Below are 1,714 nucleotides of genomic sequence, written 5' to 3'. Positions count from 1 at the left end.
TAGGGATAGTTAGTGGTGTTGCAATTCTTTACACTAAGAAAAACCATCCTTTTTTATTTTTATTAAATAGTTTCGCAGTACTTTATGTTCTGGCGCTAACACAAACCAGAGCAACTCTACTCCTGTTCCCTGTAATTTGTGCTGTTGCACTAATCACATATTATAACAAATCCCCAAAAAAAATCACTTCCGCTATCGTTCTACTAATTGCCATACTGGCCAGTGTTGTAATTATATTTAATAAACCAATTCAATATCGCTATAACGAAGCATTGAATGATTTGAACAGCTATACCAATGCTAATAGCGTGACTTCCTTAGGTGCAAGACTGGCAATGTACGAAATTGGTTTTGATTTATTCAAAAAATCGCCTTTTTCATTTAGATCTGCAGAGTCGCGCGCTGAAAATATGAATTTGTTGGTCGCAGAAAACAATAGACTAAGAGGGGCATTGGATTTTGCTAACGTGCACCTACATAATGAGATAATTGAAGCAGCATCACTGAAAGGTCTGATGGGAATTTTTTCCACCCTTTTCCTCTATTTTTCTCTATTTTATACAGCATATAAAAAACGAGCATTGGGTTTGTTGATATTAACGCTTGGCATTGTGGGGATTGGACTCAGTGATGTGATCATATGGGCACGCAGCATTCCAATTATCGTTATATCAGCTATAGTCCTCTTACTCGTTATTAATAATCGCAACAATACTATTAATCAAGAATAGACAAGTTTAAGAAGTGAGTTAAAACTCACTTCTTATCTATACAACTTAATCTCTTTACTGAATCAGTTAAAGTTTCAGGATCGATATCTTTTACCGTAAATGTTGGGGATACTATTTGTATAGACCGATGATTATTTGGGGACCAAATTAAATGTGAGGGATATTCCGGAGTGCGTGAATTAGGATAAAATGCAAGCGTTGGTTTATGATAAGCCGCAGCGATATGAACAAGAGCTGTATCAACAGAAATGACAAAATCACTATACTTGGTCAACGCAACAGTATAAATAAACTCGTCAAATGGTAGTGTTTCAATTTCAGGTATTGGTATTGTCAATAAATCTTGTGGTAACCCAGTAAATATCACTCGATAATTCTCAAATTGTACTTTCACTTCTTGATATATAACTTTTATTTGCTCAAACGTAAGTCGGCATATTTTTTTTGCACCTAATGGGTTAATGATGACTATCCTTGTATTCCCAATAAAATCTATTATTTTATTTTCAACATCTACAGGCAAATGCAAGTCGTAGTCGGTGGAAAATTCACCCTCACCATAAATATGCTTCAGTATTTCTATTGCTCGTGTACTCATATGTTCTTTTAAACATTCATCATGGGGATGGTAAAATGAATAGTAACGCTTATACCATTGATCAAAACCCAGAATGTAAGAATCTTTTAAACTTGATAATATTAAGCTATGCTTAAATGAGGGCATAGTTTCAAAGGGGTCTAATACAATATCGAACTGTAAATCCCGCAAATGCTTACATAGAGTAAGCATTTTAAGGAAACCTGTTGATTCTTTAATACAGAATCCAAATATATTTTTATTGTTAGAGAGAAACTCCCCTCCCTTTCTATTTGTGAGAATGGTTATTTTAACTCCTTTACTATAAAGCTCACGATAAATCGAACTTAATACAATTAAATCACCGAGTTTATTATTATCATGAATGATAAGGCATGATTTAACT

The 1,714-nt window shown here is 34.0% G+C and carries 2 protein-coding genes; one reads left to right on the top strand and one right to left on the bottom strand.

The window, feature by feature from the left end; all coding sequences use genetic code 11:
* Positions 1–731 (top strand): O-antigen ligase family protein (locus tag HEN33_RS24830; protein ID WP_183083507.1); only part of this gene is annotated, 731 nt, incomplete at its 5' end.
* Between the two features lie 25 nt (positions 732–756).
* Here the strand turns inward: HEN33_RS24830 and HEN33_RS24825 are convergent.
* The coding region (locus HEN33_RS24825; protein WP_183083506.1) for a glycosyltransferase family 9 protein at positions 757–1,714 on the bottom strand (958 nt) is incomplete at its 5' end.

The organism is Escherichia sp. 94.0001 (genome assembly GCF_013369155.2).
Lineage (GTDB): Bacteria > Pseudomonadota > Gammaproteobacteria > Enterobacterales > Enterobacteriaceae > Escherichia > Escherichia coli_F.
The sequence above is the reverse complement of the archived record's forward strand: the minus strand, read 5'-3'. Positions and strand labels throughout refer to the sequence as shown.